Below are 25,985 nucleotides of genomic sequence, written 5' to 3'. Positions count from 1 at the left end.
ATAAAGTAGACATAAAAACATTAATAAATAATACAGCATTTATGTTATTGAATTCATAATAATAATCTTAAAATTATTTTAATAAAATTAAATCAATTCTATATATGTATTCAAAAATATTTTAAGATTTAATATATTTTAAGATAAATTTGATAATGAAATAATATTACTATAAAATTAAATATAAATTTTTTATTAATTATGTCATATTAATATATTAATGTTATATATTAATCAATATATTTGATGATTAAAATCATACTATATATTATAAATAATATTTTATCTACCAACTTATATCGATATAAAATTAGAAAACAGTGATAACTAAAGTTAATCATGCTGTATACTAGTATTAAAACAAGTTATAATAAAATATATAGCTTAATATTATATTTAATTAAATATATTGATGTTAAGAATATTAATTTTTTAGATAAATATATTATTTATGTTGTTATACTTGTTGCAAGTATAATAATACATTGTATTAGCACTGAGTATTAAATTATCTATATATCTTAATGAATAAGTAATAATTATTATGTAATAGTTTCTGTAAAATAATCAAATTTTAAATGCACTATTATATAATTAATATTGTACTAATGATAAGTATTAATTATTTCAAATAATTAAGATAATACATACATAATAAAATTTATGCATGCTAAATTACTTTCTATGTAGTTATATTATTAATATTTTATTACATTGTAGTTACTAATAATATTTGACGGATAATCTACGATAGAAAAATTAGCATATTTTTAATAAGATATTTGAAGAAGTCTCATAGCAAAGGTCAAATATATATAAATTATTGATTATATTTAAAGATTTATAGAATAATTAATATTTTTATATTATATATAAGAATATAAGTATATCACATAAAATTATTTATGTTTTTGTAATACCATTGTATTCCTTAAATAACAATAAAATCACTTTTAATATCACTACTGTAGTCCAATACTCATGAATTTAATGTATTGTCTAATATATTTTTGTAAAAAATGAATTACTATTTATGAAAAATAATTTAATAAGAATAAGATTCTTTATAATATTCAGAAATAAAATAGTTTATTATTTGATGTATATCATACAGTAAGTACAAAACAATCACTATAAATTAGTAAATATTTGCTAAATTATCCAAAATTATTACTTATTAATATCTGAATAAGACTTGTCTGTTAGGATACAAAATTACAAGATATACTAAATAATTAAATAATAAATAATATTTATTATATCCTAGCATATATTATTTATTTGATAAAATTTTTATCAATATTATATTGTAAATATATATATTTTTATGTAGTAAGATACTTTTTGTAAAATTATTAATAATAAATGTTGGTTTTTTCCTGATTGATATTATTATATCTCATATATACGATATTTATAAAATAACTAAAATATCTTTAAGATTAGAGTTATAGGTAATTTTTATATTGATATATATAACTAATGATAAGACACGTAAAGTTATATATTTTGAAAAATATGATTTATATTCTTATATCAGAAATAATGAAGATCTCTAAACACAAAAGAATTATATTTAGTTAATAATTATTCAGAGGTTTTGTATAGTTATTTAATAAAATAGATAATATTAATTAAAATTATATCATATTCTAGTAAATAAAATACTATTTTATGCATATTATCTATACTGAAATAATATTTATACTTGCTGAATAGCGTTAAAGCAATGAATAATTAATATTTTTTACTTTATTACTGTCATGTTATCGTGTAAATTATGTATACCTAATTTAAATGTCTCTGTATTATAAATAGATAATAATTTAATATTATGAATTATATTCAATATCTTACCTATAATAAGATTATTTAAAATATATGAATATTTTAATGTTTATTATATATAATAAAATCTTCGTTATTACTTTAGATAAACTAAACAATTAAATTGTGATAAATATATAAACAATACTTAATGGATAGTATTATATATAAAAATATTTACAACTAAAAAAATAATAAATTTTAGATATTTTAAATATTAAAATAAATCTATATAATCATTATACTTTATAATGATATTAATATTATATTTACACTATAAATTAATAAATAGTTGATGATTTGCATTATTATACAATTAAAATTATAATCAGTTATAAAATATAAATATTATAATATTTTAACTTTTACTCATAAATAAATTATAATGATTATATTTACTATTATACAATATAAGAAATAAAAAATAAAATTTTATCTAATTAACATAAAATAATACTATTTTTTTTATATAAAAATTACTTATTTATCATATATTCATAATTAAAAATATTCTTTGAAATTATATAAAATAAAAGATGATATATAAATATAAGCTTTCTTTGTAAGAATATAATATATAATATTTTCCTTAGTAAAAATTATCTAATATATAAGTTATATAATATCTTAGTACTTTTTTTTGATAAAATACATAATAAATAATAAAATATTCTATTAAAAATTAATAATAATTAAGTATATTACATATAAACTTAATTTAATTAGTAATTTATTTTACTTTTATAAACATTTATTGAATATCGTTAACAATTTTATTTATATTTAATTTTTGCAATAAAGGTATAATTTTATTATATTGATGCTTGTAATATCATTTTATTGTTTAACTATTAAACTAGTTAATAGTTGATCTAAAACATTTAGGTAAATCAGTAATGCTACCTTCATAAACCTGTGCTGCTAATCCAATTGATTCATATAATGTTGGATGAGCATGCATCGTTAATGCTATATCTGCAGCTTCACAGTTCATTTCTATAGCTAATCCTATTTCACCTAATAATTCACCACCATTAGTACCAACTATAGCACCACCAATAATGCAATTAGACTTTTTATTAAAAATTAATTTAGTCATACCATCAGAACAATTAGAAATAATAGCACGTCCAGCAGCAAGCCATGGAAAGGTTGTAGTTTTATAAATAATATCTTTTCTTTTTGCTTCTTTTTCTGTAATACCAACCCATGCTAATTCTGGTTCAGTATAAGATATTGAGGGAATTATTGTAGAATCAAAAAAATGATGCATACCAGCAATAACTTCAGCAGCAATATGACCTGTATGTATACCTTTATGTGCTAGCATGGGTTGACCTATAATATCTCCAATAGCAAATATATGAGGTATATTGGTACGTAATTGTTGATCTACATATATGCAGCCATTTTCATTTACCTCAATACATGCTTTATATGCATCAATCAATTGACTGTTTGGTATACGACCAATAGCAACTAAGATAGCACTGTAACATTGTGTTTTATTTGGTGCATTTTTACCTTCCATAGTAACATATATACCATCTTGTTTAGCCTCTACTCTAGTAATTCTTGTGTTTAACATTATATTAAACTGCTTACTAATACGTTGGTATAATATTTGTGCCATATCTTTATCAGCAGGAGAGATAATTTGATCAGATACTTCTACTAAATCAATATGAGAACCAAGAGCGTGATACACTGTACTCATTTCTAAACCTATAATACCGGCTCCGATAACTAGCAATTTTTTCGGAATTACTTTAAGAGTTAAGGCATCAGTAGAATCCCAAACTCTTGGATCTTCATATGGGATACATGGCATCTTTATTGGACGAGATCCTGTTGCAATAATAGCGTAATCAAAATTGATGATAGTTATGCTATTATTACCTATAACTTTTATTGTATGAGCGCTAATAAATGCTCCTAAACCATGTACAATATTAACCTGACGTTGTTTAGCTATATTAGCTAAACTAATAATCATCTTATTAATAATTTTTTCTTTCCAGGTACGTATTGTATCTATATTAATTTTGAATTCGCCAGAAAAAATTCCATTATTAATCAATATTTTATTCTCTTTAATTACTTTGGCTATGTGTAATAAGGCTTTGGAAGGTATGCAACCAACGTTCAGACATACGCCACCTAAGACTGAATAATTCTCAACAATAATAGTATCTAAACCTAAATCAGCACAACGAAAAGCTGCAGAGTAACCAGATGGACCAGCACCTAATACCACGACCTGAGTGTTTATTGTAATATTCATTGATGATTTCTTTATTTTTTATGTTAATAAGATATTAATATAATTACAGTTAACAATATTATTTTATTTTCAATTTTTTAATGTTATTCTTTATCTTGATAAAGATAAGCATGATTTATAACTTAGATCTGATATAAGTTATAAGTCTTCTATGTAACACATAAGATATTAGCAATCTGCTAACAATAATTTTATTTTATAAAAATTTATTTATAATGGCCTATCATGTAATTTATATATATTACTATATTATTTAATATACTATTTTAAGCTTTTTGATATTTTATATTATCAAAAGACGAAGATCAGATATAATAGCTGCAATATAAGCAACAAAACTAGCACCTGCTACACCGTCAATTACACGATGATCAAAAGATAGAGATAAAGGCAACATCAGACGAGGAGCAAATTTTATACCATTCCAAATAGGTTTTATAGATGATTTTGATAAACCTAAAATAGCTATTTCTGGAGCATTGACTATAGGAGTAAATGCTATACCACCTATACCACCCAAACTAGATATAGTAAAACAGCCACCCTGCACATCAGATATAGTAAGCATACCATTACGTGCTTTGTTAACAATTGTATCTAATTCAGAAGACAACGTAATTAAACCTTTTTTATTTACTTCACGAATAACAGGAACTACTAAACCATTTGGTGTATCAACTGCTACACCAATATTAATATATTTTCTAAGAATAAGTTTATAACCATCTTCAGAAAGATAGCTATTAATACGTGGAAATTTTTCTAAAGCCTTTGCAGTAGCTTTCATAACAAATACTACTGGGGTCATTTTTATATTTTGTTTTTTTTTCTCTGCTTCAGAGTTTTGTTGTTTACGAAATTCTTCAATATCTGTAATATCAGCTTCTTCAAACTGTGTAACATGTGGAATAGTAACCCAATTACGACTTAAAGTATCACCAGATATCTTTTGAATACGACTTAATGCAACTTCTTCTGTATCTCCAAATTTTTTAAAATTAATATTTGATTTAGGTAATACATTTGATAGAGCATTGTTATTCATTAATACAGAATTAGATTCCGATATTTTTATAATATTTCTAATATAACTTTGAATATCTTCACGTAAAATACGACCTTTACGACCAGAACCTGTAATGTTAGCTAAATTTACTCCAAATTCACGTGCTATACGCCTAATAATAGGAGTTGCATGCACATATAATTTTTTTTCATTAGCAGTTTTGTTCAAGGTATTATCAATGGATACTACAGGAACAATATTGTGTTTATATTGATCTTTTTTATCAAAATTTGGTATTTTGCTATCTTTTTCAAGATTTATAGCAAAAGAACTATTATTTTTTTTATTATTTTCTAAGATTGTATATTTTTGTTCAACATCAATCGTATTATTAATTTTTGCAATTATATTATTATCTTTAATATTATTACCACTGTGTAATGTTGAAGTATTTTTCATGTCTAATTTTTCTACAGAAGTAATAGATGTTACAGTATCTTGTATAGAAAGACAGTTAGTACGTTTAATTAACATAATTAAAGAACCTGTTCTTACCGTATGTCCAACAGAAACCTTAATATCCTTTATGACTCCTGCAAACGGAGATGGAATTTCCATAGAAACTTTATTTCCTTCTACAGTAATTAAAGATTGTTCTTTTTCTACGGTATCACCAACTGTTACTATAATTTCAGTTACTTCTAATTCATCATCACCTATGTCTGGCACTGTAATATTTGTTAGGCTATTCTTATCTAAATCATTATTTTCTAAAATCATCATTAATGAACCAGTTTTAACTTTATCTCCTACAAAAACTGTACTTTCTTTGATTATATTACCCATTCGAGCTGGTATATCTATCAAAGTATTGTTACTTATTAATGTAAGTAAAGATTGTTTTACTGCTATTTTATCATCACTTTTACCATTACTGCAATAACTTTTGTTTGTTGATCATCAATGTTAGGTACATTGATTGGAATAGTCATGATGTTGTACCTTTTATGCTAAACGTGGATTAATTTTTTCTGGTTTAATATTAAATTTTTTCATTGCATCAAGCACTAAAGAAGCTTCTATTTCACCATATTTAACTAATTCACCTAGTGCCGCAATCACAATATAAAAAGCATTAATTTCAAAATGATGACGTAAATTAATTCTACTATCTGAGCGACCAAAACCATCAGTACCAAGTACTCGATAGTCCTTAGATGGAATATAATTACAAATTTGTTCTGCAAAAAGTTTTATATAATCAGTTGATGCAACAACAGGAGCAGTATTCATGACCTGAGCTATGTAAGGTATACGTGAAGTTTTATCTGGATGTAACATATTCCAACGTTCACAGTCCTGACCATCACGAGCTAATTCAGTAAAAGAAGTAACACTATATACATCAGAACCAATATGATATTCTTCGAATAAAATTTTCGCAGCTTTACGAATCTGACGTAAAATAGCTCCTGAACCTAGTAGCTGTACTTTTCCTTTATTACCTTCTATAGTTTCAAGTTTATATATTCCTTTGAGTATACCTGCTTCTGCACCATCTGGCATTGCTGGCATATGATAGTTTTCGTTCATTGTAGTAATATAATAGTAAATATTTTCTTGGTTTTTGCCGTACATACGATTTAAACCATCATGTATAATAACTGCAATTTCATAAGCATATGTTGGATCATAAGAAATGCAATTAGGGATAGTTAAAGACTGAATATGGCTATGACCGTCAGCATGCTGAAGACCTTCACCGTTTAGAGTGGTGCGACCTGAAGTACCACCAATGAAAAATCCACGAGCTTGTTGATCACTTGCTGCCCAGCATAAATCTCCAATGCGTTGAAAACCAAATATTGAGTAATAAATATAAAATGGAATCATTGGTAAATCATTTGTACTATATGAAGTTGCGGCTGCAAGCCAAGAGGCTGCTGCACCTAATTCATTAATTCCTTCTTGCAAAATTTGACCTTTTAAATCTTCTTTATAATAAGCAACCTGTTCACGGTCTTGAGGAATATACTTTTGACCATTTGAACTATAAATACCTATTTGACGAAATAAGCCTTCCATGCCAAAAGTACGTGCTTCATCAGCTATGATAGGAACTATATGATCTTTAATAGACTTATTTTTTAGAATTAAATTTAAAAAACGAACAAATGCAATAGTAGTAGAAATTTCTTTATTTTGTTTTTTTAATAAAGAATCAAATTCTGACAGTACAGGTATATCTAATATCTTAGTTTGATTAATTAGGCGATTTGGTAAGTATCCATGTAGTTTTTGACGACATTTATGTAGGTATTTTAATTCTTCTGAATTTTTATCAAAAGTAACATATGGTAGTTTTTCTATTTGCGAATCGTCTATTGGTATATTAAAACGATCACGAAACTGACGAATATCGTTTATAGTAATTTTTTTAACTTGGTGAGCGATATTTTTACTTTCAATAGCATTTCCCATACCATAACCTTTAACAGTATGTATTAAGATTACAGTTGCTTGATATTTATGTTCTTTTGCTTTTTTAAGTGCAGCATATACTTTTTTAGAATCATGACCACCACGGTTTAATGACCATATCTCATCATCACTCATATGTTTAACTAAATTAGCAGTTTCATGGTAACGACCAAAAAAATGTTTACGCACATAAGCTCCATTTTTAGACTTAAACGTTTGATAATCACCATCTAGCGTTTCATTCATTAATTTTATTAATTTACCGCTGGTATCTTTACTTAATAGTGCATCCCATTTCATTCCCCAAACAACTTTGATCACATTCCATCCAGCACCTGTAAAGATACTTTCTAGTTCATTAGATATTTTTCCATTACCTGTTACTGGTCCATCTAATCTTTGTAGATTACAGTTAATAATAAAACATAAATTATCTAGTTTTTCCCTGGTTGCGATCGTAATTGCACCTTTAGATTCTGGCTCATCCATCTCACCATCTCCTAAAAAAGCATAAACAGTTTGTTCAGAGGTATCTTTTAACCCACGATGTGCTAAATATTTTAAAAATTTAGCTTGATAAATTGCACTAATTGGCCCTAAACCCATAGATACAGTAGGAAATTGCCAAAATTTAGGCATCAATTTAGGATGCGGATAAGAAGATAATCCTTTACCATTAACTTCTTGACGAAAATTATTTAATTGTTCCTCAGTTAAACGGCCTTCAAGAAAAGCGCGAGCATAAATTCCAGGAGAAATATGTCCTTGGAAATATATTAAATCACCTCCATCTTTTTTATTCTTAGCACGGAAAAAATGATTAAAACAAACTTCATATACTGTTGCAAAAGACTGAAAAGAAGCAATATGGCCACCTAATTCTATATTTTTTTTAGATGAACGCAAAACAATCATAATAGCATTCCAACGAATAGCTGAACAAATGCGATATTCTAAATCTAGATTTCCTGGATAAGCAGGTTCATCTTCTACTGATATAGTATTAACATAATTATAGTTTGTATGTTCAATAGATACATGTACACCACTTTTATTGGCCGCAGTTAATATTTTATTAATCAAATATTGAGCACGTACTACACCTTCTTGACGGATAACTGATTCGATTGCCATCAACCAGTCAGAGGTTTCTATCGGATCTACGTCATTATATAAACTATCTGACATGGTATATAATTCCTTATTTATTTAAAAATTAATTAAGATTTTTTATAAAAAATTATATTACTAAAAATTTTAAATATATTATTTATTATACTTAAATATAATTTAATTATTTAAATAATTTAGTACATGGATACTGTATAAAAAATAAATAAAATTTAGATATATTATAATATATATTAATTAATACAGTAAAGAATCACATTAGCTTTTATAAAATGAATCTTATGATGACTTCTTATTAAATAATATATTATTTATCATATATCGCTCATAATTATTTTACAATAAATCTATTTATTTTTTTGTTTTTATAACATTTCTGTTATTGCTATATAACTTCATTATTATAGTGATTCTTTGAATTTTAACATTACTTATTTTTATACTATATATATTCATACTATTTATTAAGTAATTTCATGTTTTATACAGTACTATATGCCAGTATTAACATAAGATATTTAACAAATTAAAAATTATGTAAGTATTTATAATAATTATCAAATTATATTTTTTGTTATAATACTCATATATTTTTTATTGCTACACGATAATTATATGTAATTATTTATAATAATATAATTATTTTATTATAAATTTAATATAAATTAATAATAATTATATTTTTACAAAATTATTGACTTAATATTTGAGTGATATAACAGTTAAGTAAATAATGTACTTATGATAAGATATACAATATCAAATTATTGTTACAATATATATTGTATATTAATAATCATGTAATTGTTATATAGTCATTTTTAATATATTATTTATATCTCTTTTTTAAGTTATTACAGTTTATTAATTGAATAATTAATAAAAATTTATATTATTATTATGGTAATATATACAATATATTCTTAAAGATATAAAAAGATTTATTTTTTATATATAAAATTTTATTAAAGAATAACTGTTAAATAATTATTAATTTATATTAAATAATATATATTATATTATTAGTTGATTTACTCATGATAAATTAATATAATTGTTAATTAGAAAAAACTAAATCATTATAGACTTTATTATGTAATATAATTAATTATTATACTTTTAATTGTTGTCATTATTTTATGTTATTGATTATATATTGATATTAATATTTTTTAATAATTATTATAATTATACTGAGTTAGCTATTTATTAGTATACTAAATTTTATATTTTTATTTCTAGATAATAGATATTATTTAATATAAAATATTACATATAATATATATGTAAGTATTCTTTAAATATAAAGAATAATGTATGTTTATAATATAACTATAAAGTAGTTACTAATTATATCATTAAATATATTTATATATAAGTATATAAATATTAAATTAAATCCATTATATATAATAATATTCATTATATATGTAATATATTAAGTATATAGTATGTACTAAGTTTCTATAATTTAGTAAAATTAACTATTATTATAATAATACAAAAAATAGCTAATTATGAACTAAGATAATAATCTTAGCAAAAAGATTCCTAGTTTTTATTAAATTTATAATTATTATAGCAATAATTTTATTATAATTATTTATTTTTATTAAAATACAATATAATCACTAATTAGATATCATACTTAAAGTATATTGGTGTGCTAATTAAACTAGTAGTATATGTTATTAAATATTATATATAAAGTTATTATTAATTTAATTATAAAATACATATCCAGTAAAATAATAATACTTTGTATTAAACAAAATAATAATAAAAAATTTATTTTAATAAATTGCATAATAATATACGTGACGTATTCTATTCAGGTTTTTTTAAAAAAAAATATTATTATAAACATTGTATTATATATATTATATTATCTATATTAGTATATATTGAATATACTATACTAATAAGTATGTTCTTTAACTATATTATTCATACGTTAATTATTTTTAATAATTATTGAATCTTGTTATTACTTAATATATAATGAAACGATATTTTGTATATATAAAATATATTTTTATACTTTTTAAGTAATTTTTAAATAAAATATACAATTTTATGAAAATAATATATTTTAATAATTATATATAAATCATATATTTTATATATAGTTTGAATGTACAAGTACTAAGATATAGATAACTATTCATGATAATATCAGTATATAAAAATTATGAATATTATTTTAGTTCTAAAATATTCACTGTATATTAACAATATTACAATTATAAAATGCATAAACATTTTAATAATATTAAATATTTGTATAATATAGATAAATATATACTATATTAATAATAATTATTTATTTTAGAGTATAAAATAATTAAAAATTACTAATAAATATAAAATATAAAAAGATTAAATCTTTAGCAAAGATATTTTTATATATAAATATTGCAACTTATAAAGTAACTTTAAATTATAGAATAAATAATACATTATAGTGATGGATTAAAATAAACATATAACGTATTATATAATATATAAATAAAAGATTATATATAATTTTAATAATATTATTTATTATTATGTAATCAATGTATTTACATACTTGTTTTATAAAATATTTATTCTTAATATATAATTATATATTAATTAATTATTATTAATCAATATGTTTATTAAAAATATAAAAATTATCTAATTTTAAATAAAAATGAGATTATATATAAATAACTTAAATATTAAAGTAATTGCAATTACTTTTTTTATAAAAAATAAAAAATATTTTATAAGCAAATATTTTAAGTAATTATTATATAATATTATTAGTTGTTGTACTTTTTAAAAAAATTAACAATTCTATAATTATATTAAAATAATTTTCTAGTTTATTTTTATATTAATATAAATTAGATACCTTACGAATAGAATTCTTTAGCAAGAAAACATAATAATGCAATAATAGACGCATCTATTAATTGTATTTAATATATTAGCATGAATATATGCAATAATTTAAGTAAAATTGATTATAAAAATATATTGATTAAATTTAATGTTATTATTAGTATATTGATTTTTCTGAAAAGTAAATATAACTATTAAATTATTTATGTCTTACAGAATTTTAAGATAATATCCAAAAAAGATTTTACAATAGAAATTAGTGAAGTACTATATTCTAGTATTGTAAAAATATGTATTTTCCATAAGACATAAAAGAAAAATGATTTTCTAGATAAAATAACACTGAAAGATTTTGCTCTTCAATATTAAAGATTATTTTAGGGAACATGATAAATACGTAGCTAAAAGTAAAAAACATAACTACTAAAAATATCAATATACTAGAACGATAGATAATATTCAAGTAATTATTTTCAGTAAACTTCGTACTTAATTAATATTTGTGTTTTTTGTATGTAGAGTCAACAAAATAAGAAACAACAGAAGAAAATTATAAAAAATACAATAATATTAACGCTAAAACATATATTAATTAGAATACTATTACAACCTAATAAAGAAAATATTGTTAATAATGAATTGTTAAAATATGGATTGATTCTAATAAAAGATTAGCAAGATAGAAATTAATTTAAATTAATTATTACATAAAATATTAAAAAATCATTGTTTTAATTATGAAACATTTACCAAATAAAATAATAAAAACTATTTTTTTGATAAAACTAACGTAACTAGATCACTTTTTCATAGAACAATTTGTAGTGAATGTTTTTAAAAAATTATAAAATTATTAGTATTCATTACACCATAAACTTGTAATAATAGATAACTTGCAAAAAATATAATCAAGTAAAAATACTTTTCAAGTATATCAGTAATTTTTCTCAAAATATTACTACTAAACATATATAATCTAGCTAATGAACAATCATATGAAAAAATAATTAAATAAACTAAAATCAATATAATGCAAATTAGTATTAAACTACTATAACTAATATTTATAAAAAATATACTTTCTGTTCTAACAGTTGTACCAAATAATCTTAATGTTTTATGTAATATCATATTTTTACTAGATATTTCTTTTTTATATGTATTACAGTATCCGTATTTATGCTTTAATATTCCGTATATTTACTTTTTATTACACATTTACTTATTTTTTCTTAGTGACAGCCCAGTGCAATTATTAGTAAGTTTGTTTTAATCATGATGCTATTCATAATTTTTAACAAATATATATTTTATTTATAGGTATAGAGCTAAAAATCTTTTATATGCTAGATACATAAATATTATTATTTATATAAATTTTTTAGTATTTTATTAAAAATATTTTTTTATTATATGTATCCAAGGATCCTTAATATTTTTTATATTTGTTACTATATCCAAATAAAATAGTTAATATGTTATGTAACCATTCTTTAAAATTATTTTAATTTTGGTATTTATTTTTTTTTAATAAAATTTTTATAAAAATATTATTCTATTCTTTATATATTTTATAATATTAAAATAGTTTTTATATTATAATAATTATATTTTTCTATATATTTTATTTGTAATAATAAAAAATAATCATAAAAATATTATTTTAGATAATAGTAAAAAATAATATTTCATTCAAATAATAATTATGTATAATCAAACCAATAATAAATTAATATAATTCATTATATTTACTAGATATAATATATTATTTATTTAGCTATTATTTATATATTAATGCAGATTAATATATGATTTTTATTTATTTCATTTCAATAATACAGTAATAACTATAGTTAATAAAATATTATTGAGACATTTTTCTTAAAAAATGTATTTATTAATTTTTTATTGAATTGCAAAATATTAATTTTTATAATTTTTTAAAAAATCAAATAATATTAAGTTAATATATCATTTTTTAGGAAAATCATATATTTTACTATAAATAATTAATTTATTTGATACTATATAATGTTAATATTATTATTTATAATTTAAAATTACTTAAATTATAAGATTTAATAAATATAATATTATTATACTAAAATAATTAAAAATATAAAAAATTCAAGAATAAGTATTATAAGACTAATAAATATATAATATACAGTTAAAAAAATAAATATTATTGTAACTCCTATATATAATAACAAACTATATAAACAATTAATAAGTATTTTGTTTGGATTTTTTATATTGAATACGCTGATAAATTTCTTCTCGATGGACAGATATTTCTTTTGGAGCATTTATACCAATACGCACCTGATTTCCTTTAATACCTAATACCGTAACAGTTACTTCATCACCTAACATGAGCGTTTCACCTACTCGACGAGTTAAAATTAACATTACTTACTCCTTATAATGTTTATATTATAAATCAGATATCTTATTTTTTATTCATCATTTATAATATATTATCAATATATAAATTATAACAATCTTTTTGATATATAAAAAATAATTATTTAATTTATATAATATATTTACATTAATAATTTTAATTATTAATGTAATTATAAATATCTTGATCTATAGATATCTTTAACATATAATTTTATCTGTATTTAAAAGATACATGTTCAGTCTATAAGGATTTATAAAATCTAAAACAATATAATATTTCATATTATGTTATATGTATATCTTAATTTAGTAAATAATAGTGCCCTATATATACTATAGTAATATTTATAATATGTTCATACAATAAAATATCTAAAATATATATTATATATTTTAGATAAAAATATAGTATTAATTTATTATATTATTTAAATTACTTTTATCTAATTTTAAATTTTGTTAAATATAGCACTATATAGTATCTGATATGTTTCATGAACATTAATTAAAAATATTCTAAATAACATATTAATAATGTTGTTATTTTTTATAAAAAATCATTTTTTAACATATCAACAATTAAAATAGATTAAAATATATGTAGTAATATATATTTTTATTAAAAATTACTAATTTATAAGAATATTATTATATAAGTTATATTTTATATATTATATAATATAAAAAGAATTTTAAGATACTATTAAAGTATAACTAATTTAATTAATTAGCTAAAATATAATGCTAGATAATATCATATATTGTATTGTTATGAAGTATATACTTCTATATAATAAATATTGTATCCTTCAAATAAATTGATAAATTATAAAATAATATTTTTTATTAAAATACTATGATGTTATAGTACAACAGAGTTTTTGGGTAATCCAAGACTTAATATTTGATATAGCTTGTGGCAATGCAACAATATTAATACAACTAGCCATCGCCATGTCAGGGCGACCACCACCTTTACCGCCAGTTTGTTTAAGTACCATATTAATAAGATCATTAGCTGTAACTTTATCAATCAAATCTTTAGTAATACCTGCTGCTAAGGTAACTTTACCGTTGATATTGGTAGTAAGAAAGATTACACCAGAACCTAGCTTATTTTTTAAATTATGAATTATAATATGTAACATTTTTACATCTATATCATTTAAGCAACTAACTAGTAATTTAATGCCCATTAAATCAATAGCATGATTACATAATATAATACTTTCCTGTAATGCTTGTCGATTTTTAAAAAATTGTAATTCTTTTTCTAAAGAACGATATTTATTCATTATAACTTGTATTTTATTTGCTAAATTTTGTGTATCACTTTTTACTAAAAAAGAAGATTTACGTAAAATGTCTGTATCATTCTGCATAGCAGTAATAGCATATTTACCAGTAATAGCTTCGATGCGACGCACACCAGATGCTATACCCATTTCAGATGTAATACGAAATAGACCAATATCACCAGTTTGAGAAACATGAGTACCGCAACAAAGTTCTGTCGAGACGTCACCTATGCTTAATACACGAACGATCTTATTATATTTGTCATCAAATAAAGCAATTGCACCATTTGCTTTTGCATCTTCAAGATCCATTATATTAGTTTGAATAAGTAGATTACGACGAATATATAAATTAATAATATCTTCTAACTTACATATTTGTTTAAAAGTAATAGGTTTAAAATGAGAGAAATCAAAACGTAAATGATCATCACTAACTAAAGAACCTTGTTGAGAAATATGTTTTCCAAGAACTTGAAATAATGCAGCATGTAATAAATGAGTTGCTGAATGATTTAAACAAATAGAATGACGACGTAATTCATTAATAGTCGCTTCAACCTTGCTTCCAACTTTTAATGAACCATGAATAACTTTACCATGATGACCAATTGCTAAGCCATATTTTTTTGTATCAGCAACAAGAAAACTCATGTCTTGTCTATTTAATTGACCTGTATCACCAATTTGACCACCTGACTCTGCGTAGAAAGGAGTTTCATTAAGGATAACAATCCCACCACTGTCACCTACATTAATAATATCAACTGCTTTATTGTTACAAAAAAGTGCAGTAACTATAGAATATTGTTTAATATTATCATAACCAGAGAAACTAGAGATATTATTAGAATAAATTAAATTACTATAATCAATATTAAAATGACTCGATTGTTTTGCACGACATCGTTGTGTTGCTATTAATTTTTTAAAACCAATGATATCAACTTTTATATTAAGATCACGACAAACGTCAATCGTTAAGTCCAAAGGAAAACCATATGTATCGTATAATAAAAAAGCTGTTTCACCATCTAATGTATCATTGGTAACATTCACTAGAGCTTCATTGAGTAATGCTAAACCACGTTCTAAGGTACGAGAAAATTGCTCTTCTTCATTTTTTAGAATTTGTTTAATTATTAAATATTTACACTTTAACTGATTTGCAAAAACTCCCATAACTTCAATAAGTGGTGTAACTAATTTATAAAAAAAAGGTTCTTTAACTCCTATTATAGCACCATGACGTACTGCACGACGAATAATACGTCTAAGTACATAGCCACGACCTTCATTAGAAGGCAATATACCATCAGCAATTAAAAATACACAAGATCTAATATGATCGGCTATAACACACAAGGATTTATTAGAAAATTTTGAAACATCAGTAATACCAATTATATTTGCTATTGCAGTAATAAGATCACGGAAAATATCTATATCATAATTTGAAGTAACATTTTGGAGAACAGCTGCAATACGTTCTAATCCCATACCAGTATCAACGGATGGTTTAGATAACGGTAACATTGTACCATCTAATTGACGATTAAACTGTATAAATACAATATTCCAAATTTCAATATAGCGGTCTCCATTTTCGTCAGAACTTCCTGGAAGTCCACCATATATATGATCTCCATGATCATAAAAAATTTCCGTACATGGACCACATGGACCGGTATTACCCATCTGCCAAAAATTATCTGAAGTAAAAGGTATGCCTTTATTATTACCGATACGAATAATACGATCTTGTGGAATACCAATTTCGTATGCCCAAATATTAAATGCTTCGTCATCAGTATTATAAACAGTTACCCATAGTTTTTCTTTAGTAAGATTAAACCAATCTTTATCAGTCAATAATTCCCATGCAAACTTAATAGCTTCATATTTAAAATAATCACCAAAACTAAAATTACCTAACATTTCAAAAAAAGTATGATGACGAGAAGTATACCCAACATGTTCTAAATCATTATGTTTGCCTCCTGCACGAATACAACGCTGACAAGTTGTTACTCTATTATAATTATATTTATTAATACCAAGAAATATATCCTTAAATTGATTCATACCTGCATTTGTAAATAATAGCGTTGGATCGTTATTTGGCATTAAAGAACTACTTTCTAATATCTGATGTCCTTTACTATGATAAAAATCAAGAAATGCTTGACGAATATCAGCAGTACTATTTTTCATGATTATTCCGATATTAAGTCTAAAAAATGTATTATATCATAGATATATATACTTAATTAAAAGTTAGCATATAATAAATACAAGTGATAAAAAATAATTTTATTATATTCTATAATAGAATATGCATACTATATCAATAATTTAATACAATAGCATAAATGTATTGTAAGAAAAATTTTCAATGTATTTATTATATATACAATTTATTATTGTGCATAATAAATAAAATTTTTAACTTATATTAACTTTTTTTGATATGTGATTTAATCATAATAATTGAATTAATATTATTTGTATAAAATATACTAATATTGTAAATATAACGAATAAAAAATATTTTATAAATTAAGTATATATTTAAGTTAAGTATCAATTATATTCGTTTTTTATCTAAAGGTCATCACTAATCTTTTAAAGATATATAAAACAAGATATTTAATACTATGTAATAATAAGTATTCTTATATAAAGCATGTTTTTTAAAAATTACTTATATATGAAATACAAATAATATAGAATAAACATTAGATCAATGTATGAGAATAGTATATGATTATATAGTATATATATTAAATATTTTATTTAACTTTTATGTTTTTTAAAAAAATTGTTATTTTCATTAAACTAATAAAGTAAATAATAAATATATCTATTATAGATACTATATATTTACAATCTTAATTAAAATAAAAACATTATTCAAGATAACTATTATATAATTGACTATATTATTATAACATAATAAGCAAAATATTTTTATATTGTTTATTAAAATATTATATATTTAATTGATCTTAAATTAAAATAAACATTAATAATTTATTTATTATATATTATTTTTTTATTTATTTATTATCTAATTATTAACTAAATATTTTGATACAAAATATAAAATATAATTATTATATACAGTAATAATGAATATTAATTAACTATCTAATTATTCATACACAAAAATATATTTTTTTATATATTGCTTATTTTTTTTCTGAAACTACTAATATATTTAAGTTTACTGATATATTACTATTTACTTGAAAATAGGCTTCATGGTCACCAAGAGTACGTAGAACACCATTTGGTAGACGAACTTCATTTTTTTCTACTTGTATGCCAAGCGCAGTAATTGCATTAGCTATATCTCGTGTACCAATTGAACCGAATAGTTTACCTTCATTACCAGCTTTAGCATTAATGATTATAGTACCTAATTTCTTAATTGTAGTAGCACGAACTTGAGCAGCTTCTAAAGCATCAGCTAATTGCTTTTCTAATTGAGCACGACGTTTCTTAAATAATTCTATATTGTATTTTGTTGCAGGAACAGCTTTACCTTGAGGAATTAATAAATTACGTGCATAACCAGATTTAACTTTCACTTGATCACCTAAGTTACCTAAATTGACTACTTTATCAAGTAAAATAATTTCCATTCCTCTATCTCCTTTATTTAAATTATCTATAAAACAATCTATTACTGATGATCATCAGTATATGGTAACAGAGCAAGATAACGAGCGCGCTTGACAGCAGATGCTAACTGACGCTGATATTTTGCACGAGTACCGGTAATACGTCTTGGCACAATTTTACCGCTTTCAGTGATATAATTTTTTAACATAATAATATCTTTATAATCTATTTCTTGAATTCCTTCTGCAGTAAATCTACAAAATTTACGACGACGAAAATAACGTGCCATATGATTAATCTCCAAAATTTATTAAGTGAATAATACTTTTATAGTATGCAATACTAATTTTTAATTTATAAATAATCTTAGTAATTGTTTAATTTACATTTTTTAGTATCTTGCTAATTGTTAATTTATAAGTAATTACAATAAAATTGATTGTTTAGTAATCATGATAACTGTATCATATTACAGTTATTTATAATTTAATTATTTATTATTTTAATGTATTATTTTAAATATATAGTGATAGTGTGCTAGCTCTGGAGAGAGTATTATTTTTAATTCAAAATTTATGAATGTTGCTTGTTAAAATAAGGTGCATTAATATTTATTTTAAGAATTATTTTTAATAGTCTCCAGCAACTATTTCATTAACAAAATCGTCTTTACGACGATCATTACGACGTTCTTCTTTAGGTTTTATCATAGGTGATGCTTCAATGATCGCATGTTTAGTTTGTATAATTATGTTACGTATAATGACATCATTAAAACGGAAATCATTTTCTATATCATTAATAGCATGTTGAGTGGCTTCAATATTCAACAAAAGATAGTGAGCTTTATATAATTTATTAATTGGATAGGCTAACTGACGACGTCCCCAATTTTCTATTCGATGAAGATATCCTGATGCTTTATTAATCATAAGACTGTAGCGATTAATAATATTTGTAATTTGTTCATTATTTTGGTCAGGATTAATTAGAATAACTATTTCATAATGACGCATAAATTGCTCCTTATGGATTTATGCAGCTTCTTAACATAGTCAATTATAAGACTATAGAAAGGAAGGAACGTATTTGTATGTGCGACTATAATATAATTATCATACTTATTTTTACGAGAAAACTCAAGTTAATTGGTAACATTATTATTAATAATTAATATATTTATATGATATTCTATAATAATGTATTTTATGAAAATTACTTCTTAAAAAATTTATTCTTTTAAAAAAATCAATTACTCAATAAATACAATAAAATATAAAAATTTTAATATATCAAGTAACCTTGCTATATTAAAGTTAGTAAAATAATAAAAATTTTAAGCACTTGTTATTATATATTATAATAGAATAATAGTATTATATTATAAATATTGAATATTTTTTTTAAAAGTAAATATATTACTTTTTAGTATATTCTTCATGATTATGCTACAATATAAATTATTATTTTTTATCATTAACAAATATTAAAATTATTTATAGAAAAACGCATCAAAATTTCCAGTAAACTTAATATAGTTATTTAAAATACAAAATAACTTTTACATTAATATTTTAATAAGTAAAATATTTTATGATAAAACTTATTATAATATAATTTAATATTTTATAGATATAACATGACTAAACAACAATTATATATTTAGATATAGATATAATATAGTATAAAAATTATTATTTTGTTAAATAATTATATAAATAAATCTACAGATAATATTTTATTAGTATAAAATAAGAAATATTAATTTTTATTGCTTTAATATTAATTATAGATACAATATTAATTGTATGATATAAAAACATTATAGAATAATTGATTATAAATTAAAATATCATGTTTATAAAAATAAAATATAATTTATAATATATACATTACTAATGTGTTAGTGTTATGGTAATAAATATTTTTATTTAGCTTACAGTATATATAAATACAATTAATATTTTCTTATTATAAACAACATACTATCATTACGTTAATCACTTGTATAATATATTAGCTTAAATTATTTTAGTATTCTCAAATAATATTAATTAACTACAAAAATAATATTTTTAGAAAAAGTACCATTAGAAACATTTAATTTTTTATTAGGCATTAAATATCTTAATTATTATGTTAATTCTATATATTATAAAAAATATGTTATTATTAATCTTCATAATACATACATAGTATGAATATTGATTTTAATAAAAACTTAATAATACTAAAAATTATTCTGTCATTATTGTCAATAATTGATAATTTTATTACAATATAATATGTTATTTTGTATTTATTAGTAATATATTAATTATTTTAATAAAAAATATTTATCAATAACAAAATGCTACATAGCAAATAAAAAAATTTTAATTATTAAAAATAAGTTTTTAAAAAACAATACATTATTATTAATAATGTCTTTATTACTTTTACTATTTAATAGTAATTAGATATAATATATAATATATTTAATTGTAATAAATATATAGTAAATATTATATAATGACATATAAATATAAAAAATATATTTAATATATTGCATTACAATATATATTATCTTTAATATTAAAAATAATTTATTTATAAATATATTTTTACCATCTTTATAAAAGATTAATAATTTAAAAAATTTAATAATATTTAACATTAACAACTTATAAAGTTAGTTTTATAAAGATATATAGATTCATTATATATTTAATGTTATTACTTATTTAAATAATAAAATAAATAATCACATAATATTATTATATCATAATTAAAATACTATTTTATGATATAAATAATTTAATATAATATAAATATACAAAATTAATATATTAAAAATATTAACAAAATAACTGATAATATACATATTAATTATATATTTATTTTTTTAAAATTTTTATACAATCAATATTTAAACGATACTTATAATTTTTAATTACTAACGTTGATTATGCATATAAAGATACTCTTCAAAGCTTATTGCATCTGACAAAGAATCTTTAGCTTCCATATAAGATTGATACTTAATAGAATCTTTTACTTTTTGTTGTAGTTCTTGTTTGCGTTGAACTGATAATACTCTTGTCTTTAATTCTTGATAATACATTTCTGAAAGTTCAGTACCAAATTGAATAAAACCTTTTTTAGTTATTTTTTCTAATATTTTAGCAGAGTATGTTAATGTAATATCATCAAAACTTACTAATAACATAGTACAAACTTGATAATATTTATTACCTCCATAAATATTATCTAATACTTTAGCAACACGCTGTAAACTAGTAAATAAATCTTTACCTATTTTTACTAATAATTCAAAACTATTATTGTAATGTATACAAATAGTTTGTCCTGGTTTACGTCCTTCAAGAATTATGCGATCCCAATTTTTACGAATACATAACAACTCATCATTATTTATTTTAGGAGAATCCACTAATATACACCAAATTAACAAAATTTCTAAGAAAAGAGCTTGATCTTCATTCACACCAATAGCAGTAAAAGGATTCACATCTAATGAACGTACTTCAATATACTCTATACCACGACTTAATAATGCTTCTGACAAAGATTCATGCTCTTTAGTAATACATTTTGGTCTAATAGGAGCATATAGTTCATTTTCTATTTGTAATATATTAGCATTTAATTGACGATAATGACCGTCTACTTTGATTCCAATTTGCTTAAATTTATCATATGGTGTATATATTGCTTTTTTAAGTAAAGTGACATAGTTTGATAAACTATTGAACATAATACCTAAATTATTTTGTAATTTATTAGTATAACCTAAATTACTAAGACGTAATGAAGTAGCATATGGTAAATATAACATATGATCTTTTTGTTTTAATGGAAGATTAGTTTGACGATTTTTTAAAAATGAAGAACACATAGCCGGCGAGGCTCCAAATAGATATGGAATGACCCAACCAAAACGATAATAATTACGTATTAAATGAAAATAGCCTGCAGATATTTGTTGTTTACCACTTTTAACATCTTTAATTCCAGCCCATTTTTGCCAAAATATAAAAGGCAAGGAAAAATTATAATGAATGCCAGATATTATTTGCATATATGCACCGTAACGATTTTTTAAGCCTTTACGATAAACTGTTTTAAATTGACCAATATTAGATGTACCATATTTAGCTAATATAATATTATTTTCATGTTTAATAAAACCAGGCATACTCATAGGCCACATACGTTCTCCAACTAAATTAGTTGCAACATAAGAATGAATATCGGTCAAAAAAGATAACATATTATCAATATTAGAATCTGCAGGAGTAATAAACTCTAGTAAGGATTCGGAAAAATCAGTTGTGATCCAAGGATGAGTTAATGCTTTTCCTAATATCTCTGGATGATTAGAAGTGGCCAATTGGCCTGCTGTAGTTACTCGGAGAGTTTCACGTTCAATACCACGTTTAATTCCGTAAATAACATCCGGATTTTTTTGTAACCATATTAAGCCTTTAGATACATCAGGGATCAAACTTACTTCTCCTATCAATTAAATAATTATTACTATAATATTTATATGATATATATAATAATATATTCTATATTTGTTTATTGATAATACTGTATAATTATCATATTATACAGTATATCTAATAATCTTAAAAAGATATATAGATATATCAGCATTATATTGATACATATTATATGTTAATATATATGAGTTCAATTTATAAAATAATAATCAAGGAAATATTAAACTTAATATAAAAAATATAGAATTATATTATATAACATTTCTTGATTATTTTCGTATTATTATCATGAACTATAGTTCATGATAATTACTGTAAAGAACATTAGAGATTGCATAAATAAAATTAAATATATTTGTTTATCATACATATTAATAAAACACTAATAAAAATATTTTAAATATAGAGTATTATATAACGCTAATTATAGGGATAATATTACACATTAATGACATTAATTAAATATTAATATTAGATTATATAAATAATTATTTTTTGATATCAATTAATTTGTTTCCAATATAAAATATTAATAATTAAAAGTTATGTAATATTACTCATTACTTGATATCTTGGAGTTATTATTTTTCTCTTAATAAATTAGTATTATGTAAATAAAAATAAAAACATATTTTATATATGTATACATTACGAACTATAATAATAATTATTTATATAAATAATATACAGTTTTTGTAACAATCAATATTTAATATAATTAAATAAATAAAAAGTACCTATTATTAAATAGATTAGTATAAAATATTTAATTCAGAATATAATCTTGAATAATAAATTACATTTATACTAATTAATATATTATAATTTTAAAAAAATTAATATAACTGCAATGATTCATTTATATTGTAATACATTATATTACAATATATAAAAAATTTAGCAAAAATAAAATATAAATAATATTTTTTCTATATTCTTAAAGATACATATGACTAATAATATATTATTATATAATAAACTATTTTTTATTAAGAAATAATACTAATAATTTTAGTAAATATTTTTTAAAATTATATCAATCTAATAATTATATAAAATAAGATCATAATAACATTATTATTTATATTGTTAAGAGTGATTTTTTTATAAAAACTTAAATGATTAATAAGTATATTAAATAATTAATATTTAAGAAATACTGTGCTATATAAAAATTCATTTAATATTTATATATATTATTTATTTTGAGATACAGAGAAACATATTAAATATATATATAATTAAACTTATATATAATATAATATATTAATAACAGTAATATATAAATTAAGAGTATTATTACTCTAAATTTTTAACTAAAAATATTCATAGATCAATAAGTTAAAAATAATTATTTACATAATAGTTATTTTGTATATTATTTAATATCTTTAATCATCATGAAAGACGATGCATATACTATAAGTATATTTAGTATGGTGCACCCAGGAAGATTTGAACTTCCGACCGCTCGGTTCGTAGCCGAGTACTCTATCCAGCTGAGCTATGGGTGCATAATAACGGTGAGACGGGGATTTGAACCCCGGATGCATTATTAGTTACATACTCCCTTAGCAGGGGAGCGCCTTCAACCTCTCGGCCACCTCACCTTACTAGTACTTGTAATATACACACATTCAATAAAAAAGTAACTTAAAATTACTTATAAAAGATTAAAAATATTTTTATAAGAGATATTAAATACATTTTTAAAAAGTAATTTTACTAAAATTAAAAAAATATTTTTTGATATATAATTATATATCATCTTTTAAAGATTTTGGTAATGTACTATTTTATATTTTAAGATAGATAAGTCAATAATTTTTTAAAATTATAAGATATTATAATAAACAATAGAATAATAAAGATTTAAAAATTACTAATAATATAATATAATTTGTTAATACAACAAATATTTTAAATATGTATAATTTTAGAAAAAATTCAATTAGTATATATTCTTAATAAGAATATACTAACATATTATGTAATAATATCATTTTTTTATATTTTTACTAAAAATATTTATAATATTTAAATAGCAATACCATTAAAAAATTACGAGTTAAATTCATCCATTCTATCTAACAAAGAACGTAGACGTTCTTGACGTAAGTTTTGCTCTTCTTTTAATTGTTCATTTTCTCGTATTAAAATTTCATGATAATTAGCTGCTTCTTGTATTTCTTTGTTTAACTTAATATTTTGTTCTTTTAGATTTTCTATTTCTATCTGTAATATCATGATCGTATCAATTACTTGCTGAATTTTTGATTCTAATTGTTCAAATAACATTCTTTTTTACCTTGTTATAATTATGTCAGTATATATTTATATTAATGAATGTATTGTTTGATAATTTTACAAAATATCTTTGCATGTGTTAAAATGAATCATAATATTAATTAATAAATATATTATATGCATAGTATATATTGATATATATGATTGCATATACCTTATCATATATTTTAATTATATGATAAACGCTATATTTATAACTCTTTAATGATATTAAATATATTTAAATAAATATAATA

At 21.1% G+C, this 25,985-nt stretch carries 10 protein-coding genes and 2 tRNA genes; all 12 read right to left on the bottom strand.

Features of this window, described 5'->3' with window-relative positions:
• Positions 1-2,683 precede the first annotated feature (2,683 nt).
• Positions 2,684-4,111: a dihydrolipoyl dehydrogenase gene (gene lpdA, locus GII40_RS00780; RefSeq protein ID WP_226813502.1), complete on the bottom strand. Its 1,428-nt coding sequence runs from the start codon at positions 4,109-4,111 to the stop codon at positions 2,684-2,686.
• Between the two features lie 283 nt (positions 4,112-4,394).
• Positions 4,395-5,900 carry a 2-oxo acid dehydrogenase subunit E2 gene (locus GII40_RS00775; RefSeq protein ID WP_420885596.1) on the bottom strand — a complete coding sequence of 502 codons (1,506 nt, stop codon included), beginning with the start codon at positions 5,898-5,900 and terminating at the stop codon, positions 4,395-4,397.
• 222 nt (positions 5,901-6,122) lie between these two features.
• Entirely contained in the window at positions 6,123-8,786 is a 2,664-nt protein-coding gene (gene aceE / locus GII40_RS00770) for a pyruvate dehydrogenase (acetyl-transferring), homodimeric type (protein WP_226813500.1), read from the bottom strand.
• A 5,040-nt stretch (positions 8,787-13,826) separates the two neighbouring features.
• Entirely contained in the window at positions 13,827-14,012 is a 186-nt protein-coding gene (gene csrA, locus GII40_RS00765; protein ID WP_226813499.1) for a carbon storage regulator CsrA, read from the bottom strand.
• 851 nt (positions 14,013-14,863) lie between these two features.
• On the bottom strand, positions 14,864-17,521 hold the full coding sequence (alaS, locus tag GII40_RS00760; RefSeq protein ID WP_226813498.1) for an alanine--tRNA ligase: 2,658 nt from the start codon (positions 17,519-17,521) through the stop codon (positions 14,864-14,866).
• Between the two features lie 977 nt (positions 17,522-18,498).
• Complete coding sequence (rplI, locus tag GII40_RS00755) at positions 18,499-18,954, bottom strand: 50S ribosomal protein L9 (RefSeq protein ID WP_226813497.1); 456 nt, start codon at positions 18,952-18,954, stop codon at positions 18,499-18,501.
• A gap of 41 nt (positions 18,955-18,995) precedes the next feature.
• Entirely contained in the window at positions 18,996-19,223 is a 228-nt protein-coding gene (rpsR, locus tag GII40_RS00750) for a 30S ribosomal protein S18 (protein WP_226813496.1), read from the bottom strand.
• A gap of 340 nt (positions 19,224-19,563) precedes the next feature.
• Positions 19,564-19,950: a 30S ribosomal protein S6 gene (rpsF, locus tag GII40_RS00745; protein WP_226813495.1), complete on the bottom strand. Its 387-nt coding sequence runs from the start codon at positions 19,948-19,950 to the stop codon at positions 19,564-19,566.
• 1,919 nt (positions 19,951-21,869) lie between these two features.
• A complete protein-coding gene (gshA, locus tag GII40_RS00740) occupies positions 21,870-23,441 on the bottom strand; it encodes a glutamate--cysteine ligase (protein ID WP_226813494.1) in 1,572 nt (523 codons plus the stop codon).
• Positions 23,442-24,879: 1,438 nt separating this feature from the next.
• A tRNA-Arg gene (locus GII40_RS00735) sits at positions 24,880-24,956 on the bottom strand.
• A 7-nt stretch (positions 24,957-24,963) separates the two neighbouring features.
• A tRNA-Ser gene (locus GII40_RS00730) sits at positions 24,964-25,052 on the bottom strand.
• 451 nt (positions 25,053-25,503) lie between these two features.
• On the bottom strand, positions 25,504-25,740 hold the full coding sequence (zapB, locus tag GII40_RS00725) for a cell division protein ZapB (protein ID WP_226813493.1): 237 nt from the start codon (positions 25,738-25,740) through the stop codon (positions 25,504-25,506).
• Between the last annotated feature and the right edge of the window lie 245 nt (positions 25,741-25,985).

The organism is Candidatus Profftia lariciata (assembly GCF_020541265.1).
GTDB classification, from domain to species: Bacteria; Pseudomonadota; Gammaproteobacteria; order Enterobacterales; family Enterobacteriaceae; genus Profftia; species Profftia lariciata.
The sequence above is the reverse complement of the archived record's forward strand: the minus strand, read 5'-3'. Positions and strand labels throughout refer to the sequence as shown.

Bases quoted from the DNA above. Each gene is read 5' to 3' on its own strand.
- lpdA (WP_226813502.1), bottom strand. From the start codon at position 4,111: ATGAATATTACAATAAACACTCAGGTCGTGGTATTAGGTGCTGGTCCA.
- GII40_RS00775 (WP_420885596.1), bottom strand. From the start codon at position 5,900: ATGATGATTTTAGAAAATAATGATTTAGATAAGAATAGCCTAACAAAT.
- aceE (WP_226813500.1), bottom strand. From the start codon at position 8,786: ATGTCAGATAGTTTATATAATGACGTAGATCCGATAGAAACCTCTGAC.
- csrA (WP_226813499.1), bottom strand. From the start codon at position 14,012: ATGTTAATTTTAACTCGTCGAGTAGGTGAAACGCTCATGTTAGGTGAT.
- alaS (WP_226813498.1), bottom strand. From the start codon at position 17,521: ATGAAAAATAGTACTGCTGATATTCGTCAAGCATTTCTTGATTTTTAT.
- rplI (WP_226813497.1), bottom strand. From the start codon at position 18,954: ATGGAAATTATTTTACTTGATAAAGTAGTCAATTTAGGTAACTTAGGT.
- rpsR (WP_226813496.1), bottom strand. From the start codon at position 19,223: ATGGCACGTTATTTTCGTCGTCGTAAATTTTGTAGATTTACTGCAGAA.
- rpsF (WP_226813495.1), bottom strand. From the start codon at position 19,950: ATGCGTCATTATGAAATAGTTATTCTAATTAATCCTGACCAAAATAAT.
- zapB (WP_226813493.1), bottom strand. From the start codon at position 25,740: ATGTTATTTGAACAATTAGAATCAAAAATTCAGCAAGTAATTGATACG.